The 23,414-nt window shown below is 68.2% G+C and carries 22 protein-coding genes; 14 read left to right on the forward strand and 8 right to left on the reverse strand.

Annotated features, from left to right (window positions below; all coding sequences use genetic code 11):
* A partial coding sequence (locus AB7O82_RS21150) for a CoA-binding protein (protein ID WP_428542796.1) occupies window positions 1-416 on the reverse strand: 416 nt, incomplete at its 3' end.
* A 22-nt stretch (window positions 417-438) separates the two neighbouring features.
* Between AB7O82_RS21150 and AB7O82_RS21155 the strand changes: the two genes are divergently transcribed.
* Together AB7O82_RS21155 and AB7O82_RS21160 are read left to right on the forward strand one after the other, a co-directional pair.
* Window positions 439-1,599, forward strand: coding sequence for an NADH:flavin oxidoreductase/NADH oxidase (locus AB7O82_RS21155; RefSeq protein ID WP_428542754.1), 1,161 nt, complete (start codon window positions 439-441; stop codon window positions 1,597-1,599).
* A gap of 16 nt (window positions 1,600-1,615) precedes the next feature.
* Window positions 1,616-2,377 carry a class II aldolase/adducin family protein gene (locus AB7O82_RS21160; RefSeq protein WP_428542751.1) on the forward strand — a complete coding sequence of 254 codons (762 nt, stop codon included), beginning with the start codon at window positions 1,616-1,618 and terminating at the stop codon, window positions 2,375-2,377.
* A 311-nt stretch (window positions 2,378-2,688) separates the two neighbouring features.
* Here the strand turns inward: AB7O82_RS21160 and AB7O82_RS21165 are convergent, their stop codons facing one another.
* Window positions 2,689-3,852: a multidrug effflux MFS transporter gene (locus tag AB7O82_RS21165; protein ID WP_428542748.1), complete on the reverse strand. Its 1,164-nt coding sequence runs from the start codon at window positions 3,850-3,852 to the stop codon at window positions 2,689-2,691.
* The gene (locus AB7O82_RS21170; RefSeq protein ID WP_428542745.1) at window positions 3,849-4,307 is read right to left on the reverse strand and encodes a MarR family winged helix-turn-helix transcriptional regulator; all 459 of its coding nucleotides are present in this window, start codon (window positions 4,305-4,307) and stop codon (window positions 3,849-3,851) included. The genes AB7O82_RS21165 and AB7O82_RS21170 overlap by 4 nt, the downstream gene beginning before the upstream one ends.
* A 105-nt stretch (window positions 4,308-4,412) precedes the next feature.
* Here AB7O82_RS21170 and AB7O82_RS21175 point away from each other — a divergent pair, with 105 nt between their 5' ends.
* Entirely contained in the window at window positions 4,413-4,808 is a 396-nt protein-coding gene (locus AB7O82_RS21175) for an NAD(P)-dependent oxidoreductase (RefSeq protein ID WP_428542742.1), read from the forward strand.
* A gap of 243 nt (window positions 4,809-5,051) precedes the next feature.
* Complete coding sequence (locus AB7O82_RS21180; RefSeq protein ID WP_428542739.1) at window positions 5,052-6,161, forward strand: TRAP transporter substrate-binding protein; 1,110 nt, start codon at window positions 5,052-5,054, stop codon at window positions 6,159-6,161.
* 63 nt (window positions 6,162-6,224) lie between these two features.
* On the opposite strand, the gene AB7O82_RS21185 is transcribed toward AB7O82_RS21180, so the two are convergent.
* The 3 genes from AB7O82_RS21185 to AB7O82_RS21195 form a co-directional block, all read right to left on the reverse strand.
* On the reverse strand, window positions 6,225-7,799 hold the full coding sequence (locus AB7O82_RS21185) for a TRAP transporter large permease (RefSeq protein ID WP_428542736.1): 1,575 nt from the start codon (window positions 7,797-7,799) through the stop codon (window positions 6,225-6,227).
* A 12-nt stretch (window positions 7,800-7,811) separates the two neighbouring features.
* Complete coding sequence (locus AB7O82_RS21190; protein ID WP_428542733.1) at window positions 7,812-8,357, reverse strand: TRAP transporter small permease subunit; 546 nt, start codon at window positions 8,355-8,357, stop codon at window positions 7,812-7,814.
* A 382-nt stretch (window positions 8,358-8,739) separates the two neighbouring features.
* A complete protein-coding gene (locus AB7O82_RS21195) occupies window positions 8,740-9,534 on the reverse strand; it encodes an enoyl-CoA hydratase (protein WP_428542730.1) in 795 nt (264 codons plus the stop codon).
* A 33-nt stretch (window positions 9,535-9,567) separates the two neighbouring features.
* Between AB7O82_RS21195 and AB7O82_RS21200 the strand changes: the two genes are divergently transcribed.
* The 4 genes from AB7O82_RS21200 to AB7O82_RS21215 all read left to right on the forward strand — a co-directional run bounded on the left by AB7O82_RS21200 (window position 9,568) and on the right by AB7O82_RS21215 (window position 11,588).
* Window positions 9,568-10,002, forward strand: a complete 435-nt coding sequence (locus tag AB7O82_RS21200; RefSeq protein WP_428542727.1) for a PaaI family thioesterase — start codon at window positions 9,568-9,570, stop codon at window positions 10,000-10,002.
* A gap of 81 nt (window positions 10,003-10,083) precedes the next feature.
* Entirely contained in the window at window positions 10,084-10,548 is a 465-nt protein-coding gene (gene rplM / locus AB7O82_RS21205) for a 50S ribosomal protein L13 (protein ID WP_428542724.1), read from the forward strand.
* A gap of 1 nt (window position 10,549) precedes the next feature.
* Entirely contained in the window at window positions 10,550-11,032 is a 483-nt protein-coding gene (gene rpsI, locus AB7O82_RS21210) for a 30S ribosomal protein S9 (RefSeq protein ID WP_428542721.1), read from the forward strand.
* Window positions 11,033-11,051: 19 nt separating this feature from the next.
* Window positions 11,052-11,588, forward strand: coding sequence for a gamma carbonic anhydrase family protein (locus AB7O82_RS21215; RefSeq protein WP_428542718.1), 537 nt, complete (start codon window positions 11,052-11,054; stop codon window positions 11,586-11,588).
* A 152-nt stretch (window positions 11,589-11,740) separates the two neighbouring features.
* Here the strand turns inward: AB7O82_RS21215 and AB7O82_RS21220 are convergent, their stop codons facing one another.
* Window positions 11,741-13,555 carry a PHA/PHB synthase family protein gene (locus AB7O82_RS21220; protein WP_428542715.1) on the reverse strand — a complete coding sequence of 605 codons (1,815 nt, stop codon included), beginning with the start codon at window positions 13,553-13,555 and terminating at the stop codon, window positions 11,741-11,743.
* 1,955 nt (window positions 13,556-15,510) lie between these two features.
* On the opposite strand from AB7O82_RS21220, the gene AB7O82_RS21225 reads away from it, so the two are divergent.
* Genes AB7O82_RS21225 through AB7O82_RS21245 form a run of 5 tightly spaced genes read left to right on the forward strand, consistent with a single transcriptional unit; the run spans window position 15,511 to window position 20,467 of the window.
* Window positions 15,511-16,314 carry an OmpA family protein gene (locus AB7O82_RS21225; RefSeq protein ID WP_428542712.1) on the forward strand — a complete coding sequence of 268 codons (804 nt, stop codon included), beginning with the start codon at window positions 15,511-15,513 and terminating at the stop codon, window positions 16,312-16,314.
* A 17-nt stretch (window positions 16,315-16,331) separates the two neighbouring features.
* Window positions 16,332-17,588 carry an LL-diaminopimelate aminotransferase gene (locus AB7O82_RS21230; RefSeq protein WP_428542709.1) on the forward strand — a complete coding sequence of 419 codons (1,257 nt, stop codon included), beginning with the start codon at window positions 16,332-16,334 and terminating at the stop codon, window positions 17,586-17,588.
* A 25-nt stretch (window positions 17,589-17,613) separates the two neighbouring features.
* Entirely contained in the window at window positions 17,614-18,906 is a 1,293-nt protein-coding gene (locus AB7O82_RS21235) for a homoserine dehydrogenase (RefSeq protein ID WP_428542706.1), read from the forward strand.
* Window positions 18,907-18,915: 9 nt separating this feature from the next.
* On the forward strand, window positions 18,916-19,950 hold the full coding sequence (gene glpX, locus AB7O82_RS21240) for a class II fructose-bisphosphatase (RefSeq protein ID WP_428542703.1): 1,035 nt from the start codon (window positions 18,916-18,918) through the stop codon (window positions 19,948-19,950).
* A gap of 13 nt (window positions 19,951-19,963) precedes the next feature.
* Window positions 19,964-20,467, forward strand: coding sequence for a hypothetical protein (locus AB7O82_RS21245; protein ID WP_428542700.1), 504 nt, complete (start codon window positions 19,964-19,966; stop codon window positions 20,465-20,467).
* A 105-nt stretch (window positions 20,468-20,572) separates the two neighbouring features.
* Here the strand turns inward: AB7O82_RS21245 and AB7O82_RS21250 are convergent, their stop codons facing one another.
* Complete coding sequence (locus AB7O82_RS21250) at window positions 20,573-21,526, reverse strand: polysaccharide deacetylase (protein ID WP_428620112.1); 954 nt, start codon at window positions 21,524-21,526, stop codon at window positions 20,573-20,575.
* A 71-nt stretch (window positions 21,527-21,597) separates the two neighbouring features.
* Here AB7O82_RS21250 and recJ point away from each other — a divergent pair.
* Window positions 21,598-23,414: single-stranded-DNA-specific exonuclease RecJ (gene recJ, locus AB7O82_RS21255; protein WP_428620113.1), on the forward strand; the 1,817-nt coding region annotated here is incomplete at its 3' end.

Here is a 23,414-nt window from a genome sequence, read left to right on the forward strand (position 1 = left end):
GCGAGGCGGGAATGCTCGATCTTGGGGCAGCGGTTCATCACCACGCGCAGGCCGGCCGCCTCGGCCCGCTCAGCCGCGGCGTCGTTGCGCACGCCGAGCTGCATCCATACGACCTTGGCGCCGTGGGCGATCGCGTCGTCGGTGATCGGGCCGGCCGCCGCCGAGTTGCGGAAGATGTCGACCATGTCGGCCTTGACCGGCAGTTCGGCCAGGGCCGCGTAGACCTTCTGGCCCATGATTTCCTGGCCGGCTGCGGCGGGATTGACCGGGATGACCCTGTAGCCGCGATCCAGCAGATACTTCATCGCGAAATAGCTCGGGCGATTCCAGTTGGCCGAGGCGCCGACCATGGCGATTGTCTTGCACTCGCGCAGGATTTTGCGCAGGTAGGAATCGTCGTAGTGGTCGTGGATCACGGCGGTCATGCAAGGAGTATACATGGCGCAACCCCTGCTTTTCGAACCGATTTCCCTGCGTGACGTGACCCTGAAGAACCGCGTCGTGGTGGCGCCGATGCACCAGTACTCGGCGGTCAAGGGCTTCGCCACCGACTGGCACCTGATGAATGCCGGCCGCTACGCCGCCGGCGGCGCCGGGCTGGTGATCATGGAATCGACCAAGGTCGAGCGGCGCGGCTGCGGCACGGTCGGCGACCTTGGTATCTGGGACGACGCCTTCATCCCCGGCCTGAAGCGCTGCGTGGAATTCATCCGCAAGCACAACGCCGTGCCGGGCATCCAGCTCGGCCATTCCGGGCGCAAGGCCCGCCGGTTCCGGCCGTGGGAGGGCGGTGCACCGCTCGTGCCGTCGCCCGAGATCGACGACTGGGAGGCGTGGGAGCTGGTGTCGTCGAGCGCCCGCAGCGCGCCTGAGACCGATCCGACGCCGCGCGCGCTCACGCGCGCGGAGATCCCCGAGGTGGTCGAGCGCTGGGGCCAGGCGGCACGGCGCGCCCACGAGGCGGGGTTCGACGTGCTCGATGTCCATGCCGCACATGGCTACCTGATCCACCAGTTCCTCTCGCCATTCTCCAACCTGCGCAACGACGAGTATGGCGGCAGCGAGCTCAACCGCATGCGCTTCTGCATCGAGGTGGTGGAAAGCGTGCGGGCGCACTGGCCGGCCAGCAAGCCGCTGTTCGTGCGCTTCTCGGTCGAGGACGACGCCGGCTGGGGACCCGACCAGAGCGTGGCCCTGGCCCGGATCCTGAAGCCCAAGGGTGTCGACGTGATCGACTGCAGCTCGGGCGGCATGCGCGGCTCGCCGGTGGTGAGCGCGGGCCCGGTGACCTACGGCTACCAGGTGCCCTATGCCGAGCGGCTGCGCCGCGATGCCGGGATCATGACCATGGCGGTCGGCCTGATCGTCCATGCCGACCAGGCAGAGCAGATCCTGCAGGAGGGCAGGGCAGACCTGATCGCTCTGGCCCGTGAGTTGCTCTACAATCCCAATTGGCCGATGGACGCCGCGCAGAAGCTCGGAGTCGACAAGCAGTTCGGCTCGGTGCCGCCGGCGCAGGCCTATTGGCTCGCCAAGCGCGCGCAATCGGTGAAGAGCGTGGTTCCGTCGACCTTCATGAAGGGCATGAACGTCGGCTAACGAAAGGAATGCAGCGATGGATACCGTTGTTCAGCAGGGCCGTCTCAACATGACCGATGCCGAATGGCAGGCGCGCTGCGATCTCGCCGCGCTCTATCGGATCACCGATGTGTACGGCTGGACCGACACCATCAACACCCACATGACGGTGCGCATCGCCGACGATCCGAAGTGCTTCCTGATCAACAATTACGGCGACCTGTTCCACGAGATCACCGCCTCGAGCCTGGTCAAGATGGACCTCGACGGCAAGGTCTACAGCGACGACGGCAGCTTCAACGCGGCGGGCTTCACCATCCACAGCGGCGTCTACAAGGCACGGCCCGACGTCAATTGCGTCATGCATACCCATACCCGCGCCGGCACGGGCATCTCGGTGCTGAAGAAGGGCCTGCGCCCGATTAGCCAGGACGCGCTCGCCGTGCTCGACGAGGTCGTCTACCACGAGTACGGCATGCCGACCTCGGACGAGGAATGCGAGGCGCTCGGTATCACCTGCCAGAAGGGCAGCGCGGTCGTGCTGCGCAATCACGGCCTGCTGGCCGTCGGCGCCACCGTCCCGGCGGCGCTGCGCCGGCTGTACATGCTGGAGCGCGCCTGCGAGGTCGAGATCATCGCTCGCGGCCTCGACGAGGAGCCGGCGCCAATCGACGACGAGGTCGTCCGCCGCTACGGCGAGCGGGCGCGCCAGCAACGGGCTTCGCCGGACTTCGGCGTCTCCGACTGGAAGGCGGCGCTGCGCCTGATCGAGGGCAAGGGCACCGACTGGCGGCAATAGCCGAACTCATCGCTGCGAGGGGCGCCACTCATAGGCGCTATTTTGGCTGGACCAGCAAAGTCCTCATCCTGAGGAGGTCGCGTAGCGACCGTCTCGAAGGATGGGCAACATACGAGATCGCTGGAACGGCAGTGTCGCAGCACCTGATTTGTTGCCGACCAAAGGGCGAAGGTTACTTCGCCCGAATCGAGACGCTGCCCTCCGGGCCGCTCCTCAGGGTGAGGTCTTCTGTAAAGTGGCGCATATGAGCGCGCCACTCGCGTGGCGCTTTTCTTGTTGATGATACCCGCCAAAGTTGGCGCCTGTGTGCCCTATGGCTGCCGGCGGCGCATCGCGCACCAGAACGCGACTTGGCCGACGACGCCGGCGCCAACCAGGATGATCGCCGTCGTGAGGGCGGGATCTGTGCCCACCCCGACCAGGGTGGTGCAGATTGCGCCCACACCCATCTGTGAGAATCCGTAGAGGCCCGAGGCCGAACCGATGACCGCCGGGTCGACGCCGAGCGCCTGGGTAAGGGCCGCCGGCGAAGCGACGCCGACACCGATGCCGAACACGAACATCGGGACGATCGCCAGCGGCACGGTAAGCTGGTTCGACAGCACCGCGCCCAGGAAGACGAAGGAGGCGAGAACGCTCAGCAGGTTCGCCGACACGGCCAGGCGGTCGATCGGCAGACGACGAATGAGCCGCGTCGCGGCGACCGTTCCCAGCCATACGCCGGCCATGACGATGGCGGGGTAGAGGCCGACCTCGTAGTCCGGCCGATGCAGTTGCTGCATGAAGATGAAGGGAGAGGCGCCGAGGAAGGCATACATCGATGTCGTCGCGCACCCGCCGCCGACTGCGAAGCCGACGAAGGCCGGCGACACGAGAAGGCGCCCGTAGTTGCGGGCCAGCGCGGACATCCTCGGCATGGTGTCGGCCGATCGGGTCTCGGGCAGCAGGCTCCAGCTGAACAGCAGGTTGACGATCCCGAGCAGCGCGAGGCCGAGGAAAATCGAGCGCCAGCCCAGGCTCGCCGCGAGCACGCCGCCGACCAGCGGCGCCAGGCCAGGACCGAGCACGATCATCAGGTTCATCACCGCCAGGCGTCGTCCGGCTTCGTGGGGCAGGGCCGAGTCGCGCACGATGGCCCGGCCGATCACCAGCCCGGCGCTGCCGCCCAGCGCCTGCAGCAGGCGGGCGACGATCAGGGAGTGGGCGTCCGACACGAACGCAGCAGCGAGGCCGGCCGCGGCATAGAGCACCAGGCCCGCCATCAGCACCGGCCGCCGGCCGAACCGGTCGGACAAAGGGCCGTAGGCGAGCTGGCCGATGGCCAAGCCGAAAATATAGACGCTCATCGTCGCCTGCATCTCGGCCAGGCTGGCGCCAAGCGCCTGTGCCGCCTCGGGCAGGGCCGGCACGAACGAGTGCATGGCGAAGGTGCCGCTGAAGGTGATCAGCGTCAGCAGCCACAGCGGCGCGCTCAAGCATCGACTCCGGTGGCGGTGTCGAGCGCGCGGCAGACATGCTCGAGCACGCGGATCGCCGTGTCGATGTCCTTTGCCGTGAGACCGGCCAGCGCGTCGCTGCGGACGCGCCGCGAAATCGTCTCGACCTGGTCGGCGATGCCGCGGCCGCGCGGCGTCAGCACGATGACCTTGGCGCGCCTGTCGTGCGCGCCTTCCTTGCGTCGGACCAGCCCGGCCGCTTCGAGGTTGTCGAGCAGGCGCACGACCGACGAGCCGTCGAGCGACATCGATTCCGCGAGGTCCTTCTGACGCGGCGGGGTCGGGGCGCGCGCAATGCGGATCAGCGGCAGCCAGGTCGCCTCGGTGAGGGCAAAGGGTTGCAGGCGAAGGTCGGCGGCCCGCCGCCACTGGCGGGCCGCCCGCGAGAGCAGCGAGCCGAAGGCATCGCGGCCGGTGGTTGTGCGGGAAGGCATGGCTCATGATCGATGACTTGCCAATAGATGGCAAGTCATCCAATCAGCCTTCGACGACCGGTCGGGTAATTGCCAGCGGTCGAGCCTGGGTCGCACAGTCCGGCCATGCAGAAGGTCGTCTTTGGCGTGATCTCCTTCTCACTGAACGAGACGACACGCGGCCTGATCGGGACGCACGAGCTTGGCCTGATGAAGCCCACCGCCTGGCTCGTCAACGTCGCGCGCGCCGAGATCATCGACGGCGAAGCGCTCTATCAGGCCCTCGCCGAGCGCCGCATCGCCGGTGCGGCAATCGACGTGTGGTATCGCTATCCGCAGGATCAATCTCCTACCTGGCCGGCCTCGCAGGCGTTTCACGAGCTGCCGAACGTCCTGATGAGGCCGCACGTCGCCGGCGGCAGCGAAGGCACGGTTCAGGCGCGCGTCGCCGTGGTGGCCGAGAATATCGCCCGGCTGGTGCGAGGTGAGCGGCCGATCGATCTCGTAGAGAGGCCGTCCTGACGAACGAGGCGGGGCCGCCTGAAGAGAAGCTTACGTTCACCCCGACAGGACATGTGGCCGCCCCGACCTCGGGGCGGGCCGAACAAGCGCAAGAGCTCGCGGAATCGCCGCTCGGCGGCTCTTTGATGATGCGCAAGGCGAGTCGGTGGCATTAGGATGTGCCTACATGGGGCTCGACAATCGAGGTCCGTGAGCAAGTACGCGGGGAGTTGACCAGGGCCTCACTATTGGGAGGAGAGGACGATGGACAAGATCAAGCGACGCAAGTTGGGCAAGGTGGCGGCGGGCGGGATCGCCGCGGCGACGGTGGCGACCACGCTGGCCTCGCCAGCCATCTCGCAGGGCCGTCAGGAATGGCGCATGGTGACGAGCTGGCCGAAGATGTTCCCTGGCGGCGGTACCGCCGCGGAGCGCTTCGCCAAGAACATCAGCGAGGTCACGGGTGGCCGGCTGACGATCAAGGTGTTTGCCGCCGGCGAGCTGGTGCCGGCCTTCGAGGCGTTCGATGCGGTGCAACGCGGCACGGCGGACGCCATGCACTCGACCCCCTACTACTGGCAGAACAAGGCCAAGATCCTCAGTCTCTACACCACGGTGCCGTTCGGCATGACCAACTACGAGACGGTGGCCTGGCTGCGTTACGGGGGCGGCCAGCAGCTGTGGGACGAGGCCTACGCCAATTTCGGCCTCAAGGGCTTCCACGCCGGCTCGACCAGCGTGCAGATGGCTGGCTGGTTCAACAAGGAGATCAAGTCGGCGGCCGACTTCAAGGGCCTCAAGATGCGCATTCCCGGCTTCGGCGGCGAAGCGCTGCGCAAGCTGGGCGCCACCATCGTCAACCTGCCGGTGGGCGAGATCTTCGGCGCCTTGCAGTCCGGTGCGATCGATGCCACCGAATGGGTCGGGCCGTGGCAAGACCTGGCCGCGGGCTTCTACAAGGTCACCAAGTACTATTACTGGCCCGGGCTGCACGAGCCGGCGACCTTGAACGAGATCTCGGTCAACAAGGCGAAGTTCGACTCGCTGCCCAAGGACATCCAGCAGATCTTCGCCTGGGCCTGCGCCGAGGAACACGTCCAGCTCACAGCCGAGAACGATGCGAGCAACGCCGGCGCGCTCGAGGTGCTGATCAAGCAGCACAACGTGCAGCTGAAGCACCTGCCGGAGGACTTCATCAAGGCCTACGGCAAGGCCTGGAGCGACGTGCTGGGCGAGCTTCGCGACGGCGGCGACGCGCTGACAAAGAAGACGCTGGATTCGTACTACAAGTTCCAGCGTCAGCAGATGGCGTGGACCCGGATCGGTCTGCAGGAATTTCTCAACGCCCGCCTGATCGGCTTCCGGCCGACCTGATATCTCCCTTCGCGATCGCCGAGGGACGAGCGAGGGCCGGCGGCAACGCCGGCCCTCGTCGCGTCAATTGCGCTTGTTGAGCAGGCGGTCGAGCACGGGATCGTCCGCCGACGGCTTGTCGGACGGTGGCGGCTGGTTCAGCAGCTGATCGAGCGGGGAGCCGGCCGGCGCCGGCGCTCCGCCCGACGGGTTCTTCAGGATGTCGTCGAGCACCGAGCCGGGCTGCCCGCTGCCGGCAGCGGGAACCGCGTCGGGAAACACCATCTTGGGCAGCCAGGTCGCCAGCCCGGGCGCCATCCACAGGATGGCGATGGCCATCACCTGCAGGGCCACGAACGGGATGATGCCACGATAGATCGCGCCCGTGGTGATCGATGCCGGTGCGACGGCGCGCATGTAGAACAGCGCGAAACCGACCGGCGGCGTCAGGAAGGCGGTCTGCAGGTTCACCCCGATCATGACCCCCAGCCACACCGGCTCCACGCCCATGGCGATGATGACGGGCGCGGTGATCGGCACGACGATCAGGATGATCTCGATCGTGTCCATGAAGAAGCCGAGCACGAACATGACCAGCATGACCGCCATGACCGCGCCGAAGGCGCCGCCCGGAACGTTGGACAGGACCTGCTCGACCAGGTGCTCGCCGCCCAACCCGCGGAAGACCAGCGAGAACACCGACACGCCGAGCACGATTCCGAACACCAGGGCGCTGATCACCGCGGTGTTGCGCATGACGGCCAGCAGGGTGGCGAACGAGAAGGCGCGGTTGAAGGCAGCCAGCACCATGGCGCCGACGGCGCCGATCGAGGCGGCCTCGGTCGGCGTGGCGATGCCGCCCAGGATCGAGCCCAGCACGGCGATGATCAGCAGCAGCGGCGGGATCAGGGCGCGCACGAAGCGGCGGCCAAGCGAAGCGCGCTCCGCGTCGGTCATCACCAGGGCCGGGCAGTCGCGCGGCCGGACCACGGCCAGCACGAGGATGTAGATGATATAGAGCCCGACCAGCGCAAGCCCCGGCAGAAATGCGCCGGCGAACAGATCGCCGACCGAAACCGGGTCGACCGGCTTGCCGGTGCGCTGGCCGGCGAGCAGGTTGGCGCCCATCAGCAGGTCGCCGACGAAGATCAGGATCACCGAGGGCGGAATGATCTGGCCGAGCGTGCCAGAGGCGCAGATGACTCCAGTGGCGAGCCCTGGATGGTAGCCGGCGCGCATCATCGCCGGCAGGCTGAGCAGGCCCATGGTGACGACGGTGGCGCCGACCACGCCGGTCGACGCGGCGAGCAGGGCGCCGACGATCACCACCGAGATCGCCAGGCCGCCGCGCATCGAGCCGAACAGCTGGCCCATGGTCTCGAGCAGCGCCTCGGCGATCTTGGAGCGTTCGAGCACGGCGCCCATGAAGATGAACAACGGCACGGCGACCAGCACCTCGTTGGTCATCAGGCCGAAGTAGCGGGACGGCAGGCTGGTGAGGATGATCGGATCGAATGCGCCGAGCGCCCAGCCCAGCGCTGCGAACATCAGCGAGAAGCCGGCGAGGCTGAAGGCAATGGGGAAGCCGACCAGCACGCCGAAGGTGCCGATCACGAACAACAAAATGGCGAGGATATCGCCGACCGTAGCGGTGGACATCGCGTACGCGCCCTAACCCAGTGGCCCGGTCAGCGTCTCGGAAGGCGGCGGCTCGCGTCCGCCGAGCACCAGGATGGAACGACCGATCCAGGCCACGCCCTGCAGGCCGACGAGCGCCACGAAGCCCAGGATCGACGACTTGAGCACGTACATCGCCGGCATGCCGTTGCTCTGCACCGATATCTCGTTCGTCTGCCAGGAGTAGGAGACGTAGGTCCACGCCGTCCAGCCGAGCAGGACCAGCCAGGGCATGAGCAGGAAGATCACGCCGAACAGATCGACCCAGGCTTTCCCGCGGGCGCTGAACCCGGCGTAAAAGATGTCGACGCGGACGTGGGCGTTCAGCAGGTAGGCGAAACCCGCCGCCAGCAGGAAGGTCATGGCGTGGGTCCAGACATAGAGTTCCTGCATCCACACATGGCCGACGCCGGCGGAATACCGCAGCAGCACGACGGCGCCGCAGATAACCACGGTGACGAGGGTCAACCAGGCGACGATCCGGCCGACACAGCGATTGACCCAGTCGATGGACCTCACGGCGCGCTCGAGCGTATCCAAGAAGCCTCCCTTGAACCCTGCCGATCTTGGTCACGTCGGCACTTGCGGCGAACCCTAGCCCATGCCGAACGCGCAGGCGAGGGAGATTGCCAAAGTTTGCCGCAGGGCGGCGCCTGTGCCTGTTCGCTAGGCAGTCGAGGCTTCATGCCGGAGTGCGGAAAGACGCACCATGTGCTGGGAGCGCCACTCCGATGGCGCTCTTCTTGATGACTAGACATCCCATGAGCGCCATCGGAGTGGCGCTCCCAGCAATGACGCGAGGTCGAAGAGTTGGCGCCTATGGGACGTCGGCCCGGCAAACTCAGCGACTATGAGCAGACATCCCGCGCGAGCGGATCCAATCCATCGCTTGCTTATGGGGAGCTACCTGAACGCTCATTGCCTATCGCCCCGTCCACTCGGGCAAGCCCCGCTTGTTCACGAAGGCGTCGATGCCGAGCTTGGCGTCCTCGCGCTTGATGGCGCCGGCCATGTAGGCGGTGGCGTAGGCGTAGGCCTTCTCGACATCCATCTCCATGTGCTTGTGGAACAGCTCCTTGCCCTGGGCGAGAACCAGGGGCGACTTGCCGGCGATCGTGCGGGCGACGGCCATCGTCGTGCTGTCGAGCTCGGCCGGCGGCACGACCCGGCTCACCAAGCCGTCGCGCAGCGCGCTTTCGGCGTCGATCGGCTCGCCGGTGAACAGCATGTCGAGCGCCCGCTTGGAGCCGACATTGCGGCCGAGCGGCACCGACGGCGTGCCGCAGAACAGGCCGATATTGACGCCCGGCGTGGCGAACCTGGCGTCGGTCGAGGCGACCGCGAGATCGCAGGCCGCGACGAGCTGGCAGCCTGCGGCCGTGGCGATGGCATGCACCTTGGCGATGACCGGCTGGGGCAGGCGGCGAATCGACATCATCATCGTCGAGCAGCGCGTCAGCAGGTCGTGATGGAAGCCGTAGTCGTCGCTCGAGCGGACTTCGCGCAGATCGTGCCCGGAGGAGAACGCACGGCCGGCCGCCTCGATGACAACGCAGCGGATCTCCCTGTCCCTCGCGAGCTTGTCGAACTCGGCCTGCAGGGCATCGATCAGCTCGCCGGACAGCGCGTTCATCGCCTTCGGCCGATTGAGCGTGAGAATGGCGACGCGACCGTCGTCGCGGCGCAGCAGCACGGGCTCGTTGATCGCTTCGGTCATGCTACATCCTGACACAGGAGGACCGTTGTCGTCATGCCAGTGATGTCACCCGCCGATCTGCAGAAGTTCATCGACGAGGAGTTTCCCCAGGCCGTAGAGGCGGGGGCGGTGATCGAGCATCTCGACGACACCAGCATTCGGATCCGTCTGCCGACCCATGAACGCAACCTGAGGCCGGGCGGCACCGTCTCGGGCCCCACCCTTATGTTCCTGGTCGATTTCGGCTTCTACCTGCTGCTGCTGGGACGGCTGGGTCCGGTCGCGCTCGCGGTGACCACCAACCTCAACATCAATTTCATGCGCCGGCCCGAGCGCGCCGACCTGATCGGCGAGGGGCGACTCCTGAAGCTCGGACGGTCGCTGGCGGTCGGCGATTTCATGATCCGGAGCGAGGGGAAACCAGATCCGGTAGCCCATGCGACGGTGACCTACTCCATTCCGCCCAAACGTGGTCTGCCCCAAGGTTGAGGTAATATACTACCGCGCTCTTAAGTGATTGACAGGCCATGCGTTTATGGCCATAAGCCCGCGCTCACGGAAGAAAGACCCATGAAAACCTTCAGTCTCAAAACTGCCGACGTGCAGAAGAAGTGGGTGCTGATCGACGCCGACGGGCTGGTCCTTGGCCGCCTCGCCTCGATCATCGCCATGCGCCTGCGCGGCAAGCACAAGCCGACCTTCACGCCGCATATCGATTGCGGCGACAACATCATCGTCGTCAATGCCGAAAAGGTGCGCCTGACCGGCCGCAAGGCCGAGCGAGAGTACTTCTACTGGCACACCGGCCATCCCGGCGGCATCAAGGGCGAGACCCTGGGCAAGCGGCTGGAGGGCCGTTTCCCCGAGCGCGTCATCGTCAAGGCGGTGGAGCGCATGATCACGCGCGGTCCGCTGGGACGCGCCCAGATGAAGAACCTGCGGGTCTTCAAGGGGCCCGACCACACCCACGAAGCGCAGCAGCCGGAGAAGCTCGACGTCGCTGCCCTGAACCGCAAGAACTCGAGGATCGGCTGATATGGCTACCGAACTTTCGTCGTTTGCCGAACTGAAGAAGGCACCGGTTGCCGGCACGGTCGCGCCGGCGGCGGTGCGCGAGCGGGAAGTCGACAGCCAGGGGCGCGCCTACGCCACCGGCCGGCGCAAGAACGCCGTCGCCCGCGTCTGGGTGAAGCCGGGCACCGGCAAGATCACCGTCAACGGCCGCGACCAGGCGATCTACTTCGCTCGTCCGACCCAGCAGATGGTCATCCAGCAGCCGTTCGACGTCTCGCAGCGGCGCGACCAGTTCGACGTGTTCGCCACCGTCTCGGGCGGCGGGCTGTCGGGCCAGGCCGGCGCCGTGCGCCACGGCATCGCCCAGGCGCTGGCCAAGTTCGAGCCGGCCCTGCGCGGCGCCATGAAGTCGAACGGCTTCCTGACGCGCGACAGCCGCGTCGTCGAGCGCAAGAAGTACGGCCGGGCCGGCGCCCGCCGCCGCTTCCAGTTCTCGAAGCGCTGATCGGCCGCCACAGGCATCGATGTCCGGCCTGATCGTCCCGTTCGGCGGGTTCGTGCCGCGGGTCGACAGGTCGGCCTTCGTCGCCGTCAACGCCACCCTCGTCGGCGACGTCGAGATCGGTGCGAATGCGAGCATCTGGTTCGGCTGCATCCTGCGCGGCGACGGGCCGGGAATTCGCATCGGCGAGAACACCAACCTGCAGGACGGCACGGTCGTCCATATCGCCAAGCGCGGCCTGATGACGGTCGTCGGCCGCAACGTGTCGGTCGGCCATATGGCGCTGCTGCATGCCTGTGAAATCCAGGACGACGCCTTCGTCGGCATGCGCGCCAGCGTGCTCGATGGCGCCGTGGTGGAGAGCGGCGCCATGGTCGCGGCCGGCGCCCTCGTGACGCCGGGCAAGATCGTCCGCCGCGGCGAATTGTGGGCCGGCAATCCGGCGCGGAAGATGCGCGACCTCACCGGAAAGGATTTCGAGACCTTCGGGGACGTCGTCGACGGCTACGTGAAGCTCAGCCGGCGCTACAGGATGGGCGAGCGCCAGGCCGCGGAATAGGACTCATGTTTCTCCCCAGCGAAGCTGGGGAGGTGTCACCGTCTTACGGCGACGGAGGGGTCATGGCTGGGAGCGCGCCACTCTGATGGCGCTCTTCTTGCCAATCACACATCCCATGAGCGCCATCGGAGTGGCGCGCTCCCAGCGAAGCCTCACTCCACCGTGCGCAGCTTGACGTAGCTGCCGGGCGCGTCCTCGAGGGCGGGCAGGCCGCCGGCGCCGGGGATGCGGGCCGGCACCTTCGGGCCCGACTTGGCCGACAGCCACTTGTCCCAATCGTGCCACCACGAGCCCGGGAACTCCTGGGCTCCGGCGCGCCATTCCTCCAGCGTGGGCGGATTGTGCTGCGTCTCGTTCAGCCAGTGCTGGTACTTCCTGTTGCGCGGCGGATTGACGACGCCAGCGATATGGCCCGAGCCGGCCAGCATGAAGCGCACCGGGCCGGAGAAGATCTGCGTCGCCTTGTAGACCGACTTGGCCGGCGCGATGTGGTCCTCCTTGCCGGCCTGCAGGTAGATCGGGATGGCGATCTTGCGCAGGTCGATCGGCACGCCGTCGAGGGTGAGCGCGCCCGGCTGCACCAGCAGGTTCTTCTGGTACATGTTGCGCAGGTAGTAACTGTGCATGGCCGCCGGCATGCGCGTGGCGTCGGCATTCCAGAACAGCAGGTCGAACGGGAAGGGGTCCTTGCCCATCAGGTAGTTGTTGACCACGAACGACCAGATGAGGTCGTTGGCGCGCAGCATGTTGAAGGTGGTCGCCATCTCGCTGCCCTCGAGATAGCCCTTCTTGCTCATCATCTCCTCGAGGCCGGCGAGCTGGTCCTCGTCGATGAAGACGCCGAGCTCGCCCGGCTCGGAGAAATCGACCTGCGCGGTGAAGAACGTGCAGGCGGCGATGCGGTCGTCGCCGCGCGCCGCCATCCAGGCCAGCGTCGCCGCCATCAGCGTGCCGCCGATGCAATAGCCGATCGCCGAGACCTTCTTCTCGCCGGTCGCCTTCTCGATGGCGTCGAGCGCCGCCAGCGGCCCCAACCTCATGTAGTCCTCGAACACCAGTCTGGTCAGGCGCTCGTCGGGATTGACCCAGGAGATGACGAACACCGTGTAGCCCTGCTCGGTCGCCCACTTGATGAACGAGTTCTCCGGCTTGAGGTCGAGGATGTAGAACTTGTTGATCCACGGCGGCACGATCAGCAGCGGCATGGCGTAGACCTCGTCGGTCGACGGCGCGTACTGCAGCAGCTGGATCAGGTCGTTCTGGAAGACGACCTTGCCGGGGGAGGTGGCGACATTCTCGCCGACCTTGAAGGCCGACATGTCGGTCTGTCGGATGGCGAGCTTGCCCTTGCCGCGCTCGAGATCGGTCAGCAGGTTCTGCAGGCCCTTCAGCAGGTTCTCGCCCTTGCTCTCGACGGTCGCCTTTACCACCTGCGGATTGGTCAGGGCGAAGTTCGACGGCGACAGGGCGTCGATGAACTGCCGCGTGTAGAAATCGACCTTCTTCGCGGTCTTGTCGTCGAGACCTTCGACCTGCTTGACGTTGTCCTGCAGCCAGCGCGAAGTCAGCAGGTAGGACTGCTTCAGGTAGTCGAAGACGACCTCGTCCTTCCACGCCGGATCGTTGAACCGCTTGTCGCCCTTGGCCGGCTCGACCAGTGGCGTGACCGGCTGGCCCATCATGCGCTGGGCGGTGATCTGCCATAGCTTCATGTATTGCTGCCACAGCTCGATCTGCGCCTGCACCAGGCGATTGGGGTCGGCCATCAGCTTGGCCGTGAAATCCATGAAGGTCTGGGTGAGGCGCAGCGGATCAGCCGGCTGTGGGCCCTCGGCCTTTTGCCGCTCGGCGAAGGTTTCGAGCAGCTTCTGACTACGCTGCGCAATGTCCCTGAACGCCGCCTGCATCTTTTCGGATTCGGCCGACGTCAACTCTGGAATGACGTTGGGGGTTGACGTCTCCGACATTCGTTTCCCCTTCTGAATCATTGCCTTTGGGGCATTTCTTGCGATACCTTCATCGATCGGCGGCCCACCGGAACCGTCTTCCCGGGCCGCCCATCTGACGTCATAGGTAGGCTGCGACAACTGACGGGTCAAACTTCCTCTCGGACTTCGCTACACCGAAGGACGCGCGGGGTATACGGGCGAGGCAACGGGTGGCGGTGATGCGGCGACACGTGGACGGGATCAGCGGCGGTCGCATTCTGCGCGGCCTGCTCAGCGTCTCCGCTTTGGCGTTGCTGACGGGCTGCGGCTGGCTTGGCGGCGGCTCCCCGGCAACCAGCCAGAAGGCGCGGCCGGGGGCGGACAGTCAGGTCCAGGGCGCTAACGCGCTGCCCGCCAGCAATGGCGGCCGCGGGTACGACCAGGGAATCGCCGCCACCGACGAGACCCGCCAGCCGCGGATAGGCTCCCTGGTGGACGCGAAGGGTGGCCAGAAGGCGCAGAAGGAAGCCGCCGAAAAGGAAGCCGCCGAACGCGATGCCAAGGCCCGCGAGGAGCGGCAGGCGCGCGAAGCGGCCGAGAAGGAAGCCAAGGCAAACGAGCCGCCGCCACCGCCGAAGCCGACAGCAGCGCCGGGTTCGCTACCGGGACGTCCCGCGGGCGCGCAGCTGGGGCGTGACGGATCGATGCCCGAGCCGCGCCCCGCGGCGCAGCCTGAGCCCGCTCCGCCTGCGGCCCCCGCACCGGCGGCCCCCGCACCGGCGGCACCCGCACCGGCGGCACCCACTCCCGCAACGGTACCACCGGCTCCGCCATCGGCGGCGCCACCGCCTGCACCGCAACCGGACGCCTCCACGCCGCCGGCCACCCCGCCACCAGCGGCACCGGTGCCAACTGCGCCGGGGCCGCGATCCTCCGCGCCCTCTGGCGATCCGAACAAGGCGTTCGTGCCACCGGCCGGCTGGACGCCGCCAGGTCACACAGCAACCGTGACGCCCGCAGTGGCGAGCGCCGACGATCCCCCCGCCGTGATTCGCGCAAGCATGGCTCCAGCGGCACCGGCCGCGAGCGAACCTGCGCCGCCGGCTGCTCCACCGCCTGTCGCTGAGAGTAGCGCCCCACCGCCACGCCCCGAACCGCCGGCGACTCCCGAGCCCGTACCGCCAGCGCCCGCCCAAACCACCGCGACGGCGCCGCGGCCAGCCGCTCCGGCACCGGCTGTCACGCCGCGCGGCGACGTCAACAAGGCGTTCGTGCCACCACCCGGCTGGACTCCTCCCGGACAGGCAGCGTCAGTGGCCGCGGCGGAGGCCCCGGCACCGGCTGTATCACCGCCGACGCCGCCTGTGCCGGCGGCAAGGCAGGCCCGCGCCGCCGACCTCAACAAGGCGTTCGTGCCGCCACCGGGCTGGACCGCGCCCGGGCAGAGTGCGCCGCCAGCTGCGGACGTTGCGGCCGCGCCTGCACCCGCGACTTCCACGCCGTCAGCTTCGACGTTTGTTGCGATGCCATCGCGGGCGGCCGACCCCAACAAGGCGTTCGTGCCGCCGCCGGGCTGGACAGCACCGGGACAGTCGGTTCCGGCAACCGCTGAGGTTGCGGCTGCCGCTCCCATGACGCCGGCTCCGACGCAGACGATGCAGATCATGGCGCCGCCGCCGCCATCGGCAGTCGCGGAACCGGTTACTCCCGCGCCACAACCGAGAGACGCGAACAAGGCATTCGTGCCGCCGCCCGGCTGGACTCCGCCGGGTCAACCCGCCGTTGTGATGCCTGCGCCGGAGCAACCAGCGCCAACTCCGCAGGCTCAACCGGCGCCGGCGCCGGCGCCAACGCGCGTCGCGGCGGCATCGCGTGCCGTTGACCCGAACAAAGCGTTCGTGCCGCCACCGGGTTGGACTCCTCCGGCGCAACAGCCGGTCGGGGCGCCTGCGTCGACGACCGCGACGCCATCGCCGGCACCGCCTGCGCAAACCGTGACGGCGCCCGAGGCGCCGCCGCCCACCCGGGTCGCGGCGGCATCACGCGGTCCCGACCCGAACAAGGCCTTCGTGCCACCGGCCGGCTGGACACCTCCGGGACAGTCCGCGCCGACGGCGACGGCCGCCGCGGAACCCGTACCCGCTCCTGCGCCGACGCGAGGCGCCCAGGCGCCGCGCCAGGCCGACGCCAACAAGGCTTTCGTGCCACCGCCAGGCTGGAGCCCGCCCGCCGCGACAGCGCCGGCAGCAACGTCGGTCGCCGCCGCACCGCCACCCGCATCGGTGATGGCGGCGCCGTCGGCACTGCCGCGAGCAGCGGGCAATCCGAACGCCGCCTTCGTGCCGCCGCCCGGTTGGACGCCGCCCGGTGCGCGCCCGGCGGTCGAGCTCGCCGCGGCATCCCCGCAATCGACGGCACCGCAGGCGACGCGGCCATGGGTCGGCGCGAGGCGGGTGGCCGTCATCCAGTTCGCCCAGATGTCGTCGGATCTCACCGCCACCGACATGGCGATCCTGCAGAAGGTTGCCGAGATGCAGCGCGGCAACGGGGGGAGGGTGCGCATCGTGGCGCACGCGGCCGAGGACGCCTACGGCTCGTCGGTCGCCGCACTGGCGAAGGGCAACCTGGACGTGTCGCGGCGGCGCGCACTCGCGATCGCCAGCCAGCTGATTCGCCTCGGCGTGCCGCGCGACCGCATCGTCGCCGAGGCAGCCTCCGACGCCGAGCCGATCTACGACCCCACGAACCCCCGCGGCGTCGCCGCCAATCGACGGGCCGACATCACCGTCGAGCTCTAGTGCCGAGGACAACAACAATGGACGATTCGGAGTTTCACCGTCTCAAGCGCCTGCCCCCGTACGTCTTCGCCGAGGTGAACGCCATGAAGGCCCGGGCGCGCGGTGCCGGCCAGGACGTGATCGATCTCGGCATGGGCAATCCCGACCTGCCGACCGCTCCGCACATCGTCGCCAAGCTCGCCGAGGCGGCGGGCAATCCGCGCGCCCATGGTTACTCCGCCTCGCGCGGCATCCCCGGGCTGCGCAAGGCGCAGGCCGCCTACTATGCGCGGCGCTTCGGGGTCGAGCTCGACCCCGAGAGCGAGATCATCGTCACGCTGGGCTCGAAGGAGGGACTCGCCAACCTGGCGCAGGCCATCACCTCGCCGGGCGATATCGTGCTGGTGCCCAACCCCAGCTATCCGATCCATCCCTACGGCTTCATCATCGCCGGCGGCTCGGTGCGCCACATTCCGGTGCCGGGCAGCACGTCGCTCGCGGAGTTCCTGCCGGCGCTCGAGCGGGCGGTGCGCCACACCGTGCCGAAGCCGATCGCCCTCGTGCTCAACTACCCGTCGAATCCGACGGCGCAGGTGGTCGATCTCGACTTCTATGCCGCCATCGTCGATTTCTGCAAACGCCAGGGCATCTGGATCCTGAGCGATCTTGCCTATGCCGAGATCTACTTCGACGGCGTGCCGCCGCCGTCGGTGCTGCAGGTGCCGGGCGCGCGCGAGATCGCCGTCGAGTTCACCTCGATGAGCAAGACCTACTCGATGGCCGGCTGGCGCATCGGCTTCGCCGCCGGCAACAAGACGCTGATCCAGGCGCTGACGCGCATCAAGTCGTATCTTGATTACGGCGCCTTCACGCCGGTCCAGGTTGCGGCTACCGCCGCCTTGAACGGCCCGCAGGACTGCATCGTCGAGGCGCGCAACACCTACAAGGAGCGGCGCGACGTGCTGATCGAGGGCTTGGCGGCGGCGGGCTGGTCGCTGCCGGCGCCGTCGGCCAGCATGTTCGCCTGGGCGCCCATTCCGCAGGCTTTCGGCGAGCTGGGCTCGCTCGCCTTCTCCAAGTTGCTCCTGACTCAAGCCAACGTCGCGGTCTCGCCCGGCATCGGGTTCGGCGAGCACGGCGACGCCCATGTCCGCATCGCGCTGGTCGAGAACAAGCACCGGATCCGCCAGGCAATCCGCAACATCCGCCAAGTGATGGCCGACCCGGGCCGCGCCATCGATCTCTACCTGCGCGGGGTGGGGGACAACATCACGCCGATCAAGGCTCGCGCTTAGCCGCAACCTGTCGTATCAGGCGACCATGAAGTCACCTCTCAGAATAGGCATCGCCGGACTCGGCACCGTGGGGTCCGGCGTCGTCAAGCTGTTGGCCGAGCACGGCCGGCTCCTCGCCGTGCGCGGCGGACGGCCGCTCAAGGTCGTGGCGGTCAGCGCGCGCCGCAAGGCCAGGAAGCGCGACATCGATCTCAGCGGCGTGCGCTGGGAGAACGACCCGCTGTCCCTCGCGACGGCCGACGACATCGACGTCGTCGTCGAGCTGATCGGCGGCTCGGGCGGCGTGGCGCGCCGGCTGGTGCAGAAGGCGCTGGGCTCGGGCAAGCACGTCGTCACCGCCAACAAGGCGCTGCTCGCCATGCACGGCGCCGATCTCGCCGCCGCAGCCGAGGCCAAGGGGCGCATGCTCGCCTTCGAGGCGGCGGTGGCCGGCGGCATTCCGATCATCAAGGCGCTGCGCGAAGGGCTGGTCGGCAACCGCGTCCGGCGGCTCTACGGCATCCTCAACGGCACCTGCAATTACATCCTCACCACCATGCGCGAGACCGGCCGCGACTTCGACGTCGTGCTGGCCGAGGCGCAGGCGGCGGGCTATGCCGAGGCCGATCCCAGCTTCGACGTCGACGGCATCGACGCGGCGCACAAGCTCGCCGTGCTGACCGGCGCGGCGTTCGGCGCCAAGGTGAATTTCGCCGGCGTGCATGTCGAGGGCATCCGCCACGTCAGTGCCAGCGACATCCAGTTCGCCGAGGAGCTCGGCTTTCGCATCAAGCTGCTGGGCCTCGCGCGTGAGACCAGCCACGGCATCGAGCAGCGCGTGCATCCCTGCATGGTGCCGCTGGCCGCGCCGATCGCGCACATCGAGGGCGTCTTCAACGCCGTCGTGGTCGAAGGCGATTTCGTCGGCACGACGATGTTCCAGGGCCGCGGCGCCGGGCAGGGGCCGACCGCTTCGGCTGTCGTCGCCGACCTGGTCGACGTCGCGCGCGGCCGCGAGATGCCGGCCTTCGTCGTGCCGGCGGCACGTCTCGCCGACAAGAAGGTCTCGCCGATGGAGCGGCACGAGGGCGCATACTACATGCGCCTGATGGTGCAGGACCGGCCGGGCGTGATCGCCGGCGTGTCGGGTGCGCTGGCCAAGGAGCGCATTTCCCTGGAATCGATGCTGCAGCGTGGCCGTTCACAGTCCGGCGAAGTGCCGGTCGTGCTGACGACGCACGAGACCAACGAGGCGGCCATGCGGCGAGCGCTGGCACGGATCACCAAGCTGAAGGCGGTGGCCGAGGAGCCGTGCGTCATCAGGATCGAGGCGTTTTGAGTTTTTTGCATGGCGTCCTGCCAACGCAAGAAGACGCCGACGGAGGAGACGATGGCCAACGACGTGAAGCTCGACCGTAATCTCGCGCTCGAGGTGGTGCGAGTCACCGAGGCGGCGGCGCTCGCCGCCTCCAAGCTGATGGGCCGCGGCGACGAGAAGAAGGCCGATCAGGCGGCGGTCGATGCCATGCGCACGACGCTCAACTCGCTGTCGATCGACGGGACCGTGGTGATCGGCGAGGGCGAGCGCGACGAGGCGCCGATGCTCTACATCGGCGAGAAGGTCGGGCTGGCGCAGGCCGGCATGCCCAAGATCGACATCGCCCTCGATCCGCTCGAGGGCACCACGATCACCGCCAAGGGCCTGCCCAATGCGCTCGCCGTCATCGCCATGGCGGAGCATGGTGGGTTCCTCAACGCACCTGATGTTTACATGGACAAGATTGCGGTCGGCGGAGGTCTGCCCGAGGGCGTGGTCGATCTCGACAAGACGCCGCAGCAGAACCTCGGCGATCTTGCCAAAGCCAAGAAGGTCGAGATCGCCGACCTCGTGGTCTGCATCCTCGACCGGCCGCGCCATTCCGAGCTGATCGCCAAGGTGCGCGAGGCGGGCGCCCGCATCATGCTGATCGGCGACGGCGACGTGTCGGGTGTCATCGCCACGTCGACCGGCGAGTCGGGCATCGACATCTACATGGGTTCGGGCGGCGCGCCGGAGGGCGTGCTGGCGGCGGCGGCGCTGCGCGCCATCGGCGGGCAGATCCAGGGCCGCCTGCTGTTCCGCAACGACGACGAGAAGGGGCGGGCGCGCCGCCTCGGCATCACCGACCTCAATCGCAAGTACTCGATGACCGAGATGGCCAGGGGCGACGTGATGTTCGCCGCGACCGGCGTGACCTCGGGCTCGATGCTGAAGGGCGTGCGCCGCTTCCACAACGGCGCCGAGACCCATTCGATCGTGATGCGCTCGAAGACCGGCACGGTGCGCTGGGTCTCCGCCCATCACAATTTCACGATCAAGTCTGGCCTGCCGAACTGGGCTTGATCATGATGGTGGGATGCGGGCCGTCCTGACTGCCGGCATCTTGTTCTCGAGCGCCGTGGTCGGCCTTGCCGGGCAAGCCGTGGGCGAGGATGGCTGCCGGCAATTCGCCTGGTCGGTCGAGCGTGAGCGCGAATGGTTCGGCGACGGCTTCATGGCCACCGTCGACAGCGAGCTGGCGCTGCCCAAGGAGGGCGTCTTCGCGCTGCTCCTGAAGCCGGTCAGCAAGGTGATCTATATGGTGCCGCCAGAACGCGGCCGCGACGACGGGATGGGCGGCACCGTCACCCTGGAATGGGTCTCGGCCGGCCGTTACCAGGTGACCTCGTCGGGCGACGCCTGGATCGACGCCGTGCAATACGACCGACGCCTGCCCATCCTCGCCTCGACGCGTCGCCCGGACTGCCCCGGCATCCGCCTCAGCGTGCTGTTCGAGATTGCCGAGAGCGCACCGGTGACGCTGCAGTTCGGCGGCGCCACCGAGCGCCGCCTCAACATCGCGGTGTTGCGGAACAGGTAGTCATGCTCCTCGCTGGGAGCGCGCCACTCCAATGGCGCTCTTCTTGTTGATGACACATCCCCATGAGCGCCATCGGAGTGGCGCGCTCCCAGCGATGACGCTTCCCTACGGCTTCCGCCCGCTCGCCGCCATCACCGCTTCCGTGTCGGTGAGCCAGATCAGCGGCTGCTTCTTCAGCGCCTCGAGCACCCGGCGGAAGGACGCGGCGCCGGACGGCGTGCCGACCACGAAAGGGTGAATGCCGATGGCGACTACGGTGGCGGGTCGGTCGGGATCGGCGGCGGCCTCGCGGGCGAGCTCGCTCGCATAGTCGATCCATTGCCGCTCGAGATCGACCGGCTCCTTCAGGCGCGCGAGATACTGTCCCATGTCGACGGTCTGCGGCGGATAGGGGACCAGCACCAGCGGACCGGCCGGCGTCACCAGCCGCGACAGGACATCCGAATCCATCCCGTCGAGCGAGTAGCTGATGCCCTCGGCGGCGGTCGCCGTGTAGGTCTCGGCATTGGGAAAGACGCTCGGGCTCGACCAGCCGCGCGGGCGCTGTCCGGTGCTCTTCTCGATCATGTCGAGCGTGCGCGCGATGTAGGCCTTCTGGGCGTCCATGCCGGCCTGCAGCGGCAGCTGCTCGGTCGAGTTGTTGATGCCGTGCGCGATGATCGGGGCATGGGGCGCCAGCGCGCGGAACCGCCGCCAGGTTTCCGGTTGCTGCTCGGGGAACTGGGCGTTGAGCGCGATGCTGAGCGGCACGCCCTGCTCCTTGAACAGTCGGCCGACGCGCGGCACGCCCCATTCGATGGCGTACTGGCGGAACGCCTCGTCGACCACGTCGGGCGAGCGTCCGGCCATGTCCGGGCGGAAGTTCGGCCCGTGACCCATGCCCCAGACCTCGACGTAGAGCACGAAGCAGATGGCGACCTTCCTGTTGCCCGGCCAGCTCTTGACGGGCACGGCCTCGCGCGGAAGTCCGGTGATCCAGTCCCGCGTGCTCTGGGCGAAGGCGGGCACCGCCAGTGTGGCCGACGCAACCAGGACGAACAGCAATCTGATCGCACGCATCGCGCAGACCTAGCATGGTTCGTCGCAGCCTGTCGTGAGGTGTCCACAGCGGCTTCGGCTATGGTGAGAGCATGAGCACGGACATCCGCCACGAGCGGGCAGCCTTCCTCGGCGTCGAGCGGTCCCTGACCGGACGCCGGTGGGCGTCCCGGCTGGCCGACGAACGGATCGCCCTTGCGATGGCCCAACGTCACGGCCTGCCCGATTCGATCAGCCGCCTGCTCGCCGCACGCGAGGTCGACCTCGAAGGGGTGCCGGATTTCCTCGAGCCGACCTTGCGCAAGTTCCTCCCCGATCCATCGCACCTGCGCGACATGGATGCCGCCATCGAGCGTCTGGTGCGGGCGGTGCGCGCCGGCGAGCGCATCGTCGTATTCGGCGACTACGACGTCGATGGCGCCACGTCGGCGGCGCTGCTGCTGCGCTTCTTCCGCAGCGTCGGCGGCAACATCGACGTCTACATTCCGGATCGCCGCAGGGAAGGCTATGGCCCGAACGCGCCGGCGCTGCTCAAGCTCAAGGCCGAGGGCGCGTCGGTGGTGGTCACCGTCGATTGCGGCGTGACCGCCTTCGAGCCGATCGCCGAGGCGCGCCGCGCCGGTCTCGACCTTATCGTCATCGATCATCACATGGCGGAGCCGGCGCTGCCCGACGCGGTGGCCGTGGTCGACCCCAACCGGCTCGATGATGCGAGCCCGCACAAGCAGCTCGCGGCCGTCGGCGTGGCCTTCCTCCTGGCCGTCGGCGTCAACCGCTCGCTGCGCCAGGCGGGCTGGTACGCCGCCGCGGGCGAGGCGACCGGGCGGCGTGAGCCCGACCTCAGGCAATGGCTCGACCTCGTGGCGCTGGGCACGGTGTGCGACGTCGTCCCGTTGACCGGCGTCAACCGCGCCCTGGTGCGCCAGGGTCTCGCCGTGATGGCTCAGCGCGGCAATGCCGGCCTGGTGGCGCTGGCCGACATGGCGCGTCTGCGCGAGCCACCCGGCGCCTATCACCTGGGCTTCATGCTGGGACCGCGGGTCAATGCCGGCGGACGGGTCGGCGAGGCCGCGCTGGGCGCGCGGCTGTTGTCGAGCGACGATCCGCACGAGGTGGCCGCCCTGGCGCTCCGGCTCGACGAGTTCAACGCCGAGCGGCGGGCAATCGAGCGCGAGGTGCTCGACCAGGCGATCGCCCGCATCGAAGGCCTGTACGGACCCGATCGCAAGGGCCTGCCGGCGGTCCTGGTGGTCGAAAGCGAGGGCTGGCATGTCGGCGTGATCGGCATCGTCGCCAGCCGTCTGGTCGAGCGCTACGGCCGCCCGGCTTTCGTGATCGGCATGTCGGGCGAGGAGGGGACGGAGCAGATCGGCAAGGGATCCGGCCGCTCGGTGCGCGGCGTCGATCTTGGTGCGGCCGTGATCGCCGCGCGCCAGTCCGGCCTGCTGCTGAACGGAGGCGGCCACGCCATGGCGGCCGGCGTCACGGTGGCCCGCGGCGCGCTGCCGGCGTTCGCCGAGTTCCTCGACCGGCGCATCGCGCCGCAGCTCGGCGCAGCGCCGGCGGTCCGCGAGCTGGGCATCGATGCAGCCCTGGCGCCGGGTGCCGCGACGGCGGAGCTGGTGGGCATGATCGAGCGGGCCGGCCCGTTCGGCGCCGGCAACGCCCTGCCGCGCTTCGCCTTCACCGGTGTGCGTGTGAACTACGCCCAGCCGGTCGGCGACGGCCACGTGCGCTGCAGCCTGGTCGGCGCAGGCAGGGGCAAGGTCGAGGCGATCGCCTTCCGCGCCAGCCAGACGGCGCTCGGTCCGGCCCTGCTCGATCCGACACGGCCCATCCTGCATGTCGCCGGCGCCTTGCGGATCGATCGCTTCGGCGGCCGAGAATCAGTCCGCCTGCAGATCGACGA

The sequence above is a fragment of the Reyranella sp. genome, assembly GCF_050185545.1.
In the GTDB taxonomy this organism is placed as follows: domain Bacteria; phylum Pseudomonadota; class Alphaproteobacteria; order Reyranellales; family Reyranellaceae; genus Reyranella.

What these genes read in the sequence shown, in the direction of transcription:
- AB7O82_RS21155 (WP_428542754.1), top strand. Translation starts at nt 439, where the DNA reads ATGGCGCAACCCCTGCTTTTCGAACCGATTTCCCTGCGTGACGTGACC.
- AB7O82_RS21160 (WP_428542751.1), top strand. Translation starts at nt 1,616, where the DNA reads ATGGATACCGTTGTTCAGCAGGGCCGTCTCAACATGACCGATGCCGAA.
- AB7O82_RS21170 (WP_428542745.1), bottom strand. Translation starts at nt 4,307, where the DNA reads ATGCCTTCCCGCACAACCACCGGCCGCGATGCCTTCGGCTCGCTGCTC.
- AB7O82_RS21175 (WP_428542742.1), top strand. Translation starts at nt 4,413, where the DNA reads ATGCAGAAGGTCGTCTTTGGCGTGATCTCCTTCTCACTGAACGAGACG.
- AB7O82_RS21180 (WP_428542739.1), top strand. Translation starts at nt 5,052, where the DNA reads ATGGACAAGATCAAGCGACGCAAGTTGGGCAAGGTGGCGGCGGGCGGG.
- AB7O82_RS21185 (WP_428542736.1), bottom strand. Translation starts at nt 7,799, where the DNA reads ATGTCCACCGCTACGGTCGGCGATATCCTCGCCATTTTGTTGTTCGTG.
- AB7O82_RS21195 (WP_428542730.1), bottom strand. Translation starts at nt 9,534, where the DNA reads ATGACCGAAGCGATCAACGAGCCCGTGCTGCTGCGCCGCGACGACGGT.
- AB7O82_RS21200 (WP_428542727.1), top strand. Translation starts at nt 9,568, where the DNA reads ATGCCAGTGATGTCACCCGCCGATCTGCAGAAGTTCATCGACGAGGAG.
- rplM (WP_428542724.1), top strand. Translation starts at nt 10,084, where the DNA reads ATGAAAACCTTCAGTCTCAAAACTGCCGACGTGCAGAAGAAGTGGGTG.
- rpsI (WP_428542721.1), top strand. Translation starts at nt 10,550, where the DNA reads ATGGCTACCGAACTTTCGTCGTTTGCCGAACTGAAGAAGGCACCGGTT.
- AB7O82_RS21215 (WP_428542718.1), top strand. Translation starts at nt 11,052, where the DNA reads ATGTCCGGCCTGATCGTCCCGTTCGGCGGGTTCGTGCCGCGGGTCGAC.
- AB7O82_RS21220 (WP_428542715.1), bottom strand. Translation starts at nt 13,555, where the DNA reads ATGTCGGAGACGTCAACCCCCAACGTCATTCCAGAGTTGACGTCGGCC.
- AB7O82_RS21230 (WP_428542709.1), top strand. Translation starts at nt 16,332, where the DNA reads ATGGACGATTCGGAGTTTCACCGTCTCAAGCGCCTGCCCCCGTACGTC.
- AB7O82_RS21235 (WP_428542706.1), top strand. Translation starts at nt 17,614, where the DNA reads ATGAAGTCACCTCTCAGAATAGGCATCGCCGGACTCGGCACCGTGGGG.
- glpX (WP_428542703.1), top strand. Translation starts at nt 18,916, where the DNA reads ATGGCGTCCTGCCAACGCAAGAAGACGCCGACGGAGGAGACGATGGCC.
- AB7O82_RS21245 (WP_428542700.1), top strand. Translation starts at nt 19,964, where the DNA reads ATGCGGGCCGTCCTGACTGCCGGCATCTTGTTCTCGAGCGCCGTGGTC.
- AB7O82_RS21250 (WP_428620112.1), bottom strand. Translation starts at nt 21,526, where the DNA reads ATGCGTGCGATCAGATTGCTGTTCGTCCTGGTTGCGTCGGCCACACTG.